Source organism: bacterium, assembly GCA_027622355.1.
In the GTDB taxonomy this organism is placed as follows: Bacteria; UBA8248; UBA8248; order UBA8248; family UBA8248; genus JAQBZT01.
The window spans coordinates 1-3368 of sequence record JAQBZT010000301.1; the positions used below are offsets into that span (position 1 = coordinate 1).

Consider the following 3368-nt stretch of genomic DNA (forward strand, 5'->3'; position numbering starts at 1 on the left):
TGCGCAGGACATCGTTCAGGATGTCTATGTCCGGGCCCTGCGTTTTTACCGGCAGTTTCAGCCGGGGACCAACATTCGTGCCTGGCTGTTCAAAATTCTCCGGAATACCTATATCAACCGCTTCCGCCGCAATGCCAGGACGCCCAGCCAAGTCGGCTTCGAGGATTTCGAGCACCAACCCATGGATGCGGAGATTGGACCCGGACGCCCGCACAACGAGGGGCCGGAGGCCGAGTTTTTCAGCCGCCAGACCCTCGGGCAGATTGAGGAGGCCTTGGTTTCCTTGCCCGAGAAATTCCGGCAGATCGTCATCCTTTCGGATGTGGAGGGGTTCTCCTACAAGGAAATTGCCGATATCGAGGACTGTCCGCTGGGAACGGTGATGTCGCGCCTCTACCGGGCGCGCCGGATGCTGAGGGATAAGTTATCTGAAAACAGTGACTTTCAAGAGTAATGGATTTTCTTTCCGGAACAAGGACAATTGTATACATTTTCCCAGAATCTTGAGAAATTATTTTTGTTTCATGTTGTTGTAAATTTATGAGGGCGGGGAGATGAGATGAAGGGAATCCCCTTGAAAATAAAAGATTTTTTGAATTTCAAGTCATTGGGTGCGCCGAATCTGATAACGGTTGTTTCTGGAGAGAAGGTCTAGGCCATGAATAAAGGCGATGTATTCCGCTATATCGACGCCTATGTAGACAATGAGCTCGACGTCAAGGACGCGCTGGAGGTCCAGGGCTGGATCGAGCGCGATGCGTCCTGCCGTGCGGAGTACGAGCGTGTCGCCGCCCTGAAAAGGGCGCTTTTCGGCAACTTGGGCGGCCCGGCTCCTCCGGCGCCCGAGTTACTGAAGAAGCGGATTCAGAAAACGCTCCGCAGCGAGCGGGTCCGCCAGATCCCCTGGCTCCGTCCGGCGCTGGCCGCCGCCGCGGCCCTGGTGCTCGTGGTGTTCGGGGTGAACTTCTACCAACGGGCCCTGTCCGTTCCCCAGGCCATGGTTGCCGACACGATGATGATCTACCGCGTTGAGGTGGGAAATCCGCTCGAGGTGCAATCGGGCGATATCCGCAGGGTGGCGGGTTGGCTCCAGCAGAACTTTCAGCAGGAGATTCGGCCCATTGCGTTCGAGGGAAGCCAGGCGACGATTTTGGGGGCTCGTCTGTGCCCCTTTGGCGGACAAAAAGGGGCTTTTGTCCGCTACCGCAGAAGTGATGACCGTGATATGGCCCTGTTCATCGGAAGAAGCGACGGAATGCCCTATAAGTTGCCAATGTTCCCCAGCCTGCGGGTGAAGGGCCAGGACATCTATCTTGCCAAGAGCGGGGGTTTCCGCCTCGTTTTCTGGGAAAAGGGTGTGTGGTTTTACGCCCTGGTCCTGGAGGGGGAAATGGACAAGGAGGGGGTCAGGAAGATGCTGGGACAGGGATCGTTCGTTCTGGCGAGGCAATCTAGCGAGGCAATTTTTTAGAGGTCCGCCCACCAATTCGCGAACGAAAAGCTTTGGCTGAATCCCAAGGCCCCGCCCCGGCATTTCGCTCTGCCGGGGCTTTTTTGTCGCCGGCGACACCAATGGGTGGAATGCGCTTTTCATTGAGCAGGGGGAAAGTATATCCTGTGAGTGCCGTCTGATATTCAGGGGTTTACCATTATTTTTCATCGACAATGAGGCGAAAATGATATCCAGGCTCTTGGTTCTCATTCTTCTCATGCCCGGTTTGGCCTACGCCGCCGAAACGGTGGACCGCACCGTCCTCAAGCACTTTGAATCGGTATTCACGGAAATCGCGCAAAACGTCAAACCGACGGTGGTCAGCATTCAGGCCGAAACCACGGGCGGAAGATTCGAGCGACGGAGTCATCCCGGGGGGCCGGGCCCAGGCCCGGATGTCCCGCGGTTTTCCTCCGGCTCCGGCGTCATCATCTCGCCGGATGGCCTCATTCTCACGAACAACCATGTCGTGGAGAGTGCGCGTCGCCTTCGCGTCCGCCTCTCCGACAACACGTCCTACCTTGCCGAAATCGTCGGGACGGATCTTTATACGGATCTGGCCCTGATCAAAATCAAGCCCAAGCGCCCGCTTCCGACAGCGAAGCTGGGTGACAGCAACAAGGTCAAGGTCGGGCAATGGGCAATTGCGGTGGGCGATCCGTTCGGAATTGCCCGAACGTTTACCGTGGGCTTCGTGAGCGGTCTGGGCCGCACGGGTGTCGGCATCGCGCGGTATGAGAATTTTATCCAGACGGACGCCGCGATTAACCGGGGGAACAGCGGCGGCCCGCTGATCAACATTGATGGCGAGGTGATCGGGATCAATACGGCGATTCCCTCCCCGGGCAGCGGGCTGGGCTTCGCCATTCCCATCAACATGGCCCGTGAGGTGGCGGCGAATCTGCGCCGCCAGGGGACGTTCCCGCGGGGCTACCTCGGGGTGGCCATACAGCCGGTGGCCTCCGAAATGGCGGAGCTGCTCGGGCTGTCGCAGACAAGCGGCGTTCTGGTCGGGAATTTGCTCCCGGACGGCCCCGCCGGCTCCGCCGGCATCCGGACGGGCGATGTCATCGTCGGGCTCGACGGGAAAAAGGTGCTGGACCCGACGCACCTGCAACGTCTCATCGGCTGGACGCCGCCGGGGCAGCCTGTCAGCGTTGATGTTATCCGCGGCGGCAAGAAAATGCGTATGAAGGTCACGCTTGCGAAGCTTCCCGACACGGAGCCGCGGCCTTCTCGCCCGCAGCGCACCGAGGAGGAGGTCTCGCCTTATGGAATGAATCTGGAGAATCTCACCCCCGATCTCGCGAGTAAGAACCAACTCGCCTCCAGCAAGGGGATCTTGGTCTCCGGGGTGAAGACGGGGAGCCGGGCCTACCGGGACGGCATCCGCCCCGGGATGGTGTTGCGGCAGTTGACCTACAAGGGAAAGGGGCCGGGCCGGGCGCTTGTTCGGGTGGCCATCGCCGCCCTCGAGGATTTCGAGAAAGCCCTGGAAAATATTCAGAAGGGCGAAAACGCCTTGGTACAAGTCGTGCGCGGCACCCCGCGCGGTGAGCGCACATTCTTTTTGGTCATGCGCAGTATTCGAATGCAGTAGGGAAAAACGAGACGTTCTTTCGCCGCCAGATAGGGGCATTGCGCGCAATGCGAATTTTCCGTTTGCAAGGACTTGTCCGCACGGCGGGGAAATTAATCTCCCTGGCCGTGATCTCTATTTTTTTGGCGGGCACCGCCTTTGGCGCCAGCGCCGCCCCGGCCTCCGAGATACGGACCCTTCTCCCCAAGGATGGCATTCCCGCCATTGACGATCCCAAGTTCACATCGGCCAAAGAGGCCGACAAGTTCATGCGGCCGGACGAGATGGTCCTCGGGG

The 3368-nt window shown here is 59.1% G+C and carries 3 protein-coding genes and 1 pseudogene; all 4 read left to right on the forward strand.

The window, feature by feature from the left end:
- A partial coding sequence (locus O2807_13810) for a sigma-70 family RNA polymerase sigma factor (protein MDA1001577.1) occupies positions 1-454 on the forward strand: 454 nt, incomplete at its 5' end.
- 204 nt (positions 455-658) lie between these two features.
- Positions 659-1471 (forward strand): hypothetical protein, encoded by an 813-nt coding sequence (locus tag O2807_13815; protein ID MDA1001578.1) that lies wholly within the window; start codon positions 659-661, stop codon positions 1469-1471.
- A 205-nt stretch (positions 1472-1676) separates the two neighbouring features.
- Positions 1677-3092: a trypsin-like peptidase domain-containing protein gene (locus tag O2807_13820; GenBank protein MDA1001579.1), complete on the forward strand. Its 1416-nt coding sequence runs from the start codon at positions 1677-1679 to the stop codon at positions 3090-3092.
- Positions 3093-3274: 182 nt separating this feature from the next.
- Positions 3275-3368: pseudogene (locus tag O2807_13825) on the forward strand (DUF3179 domain-containing (seleno)protein).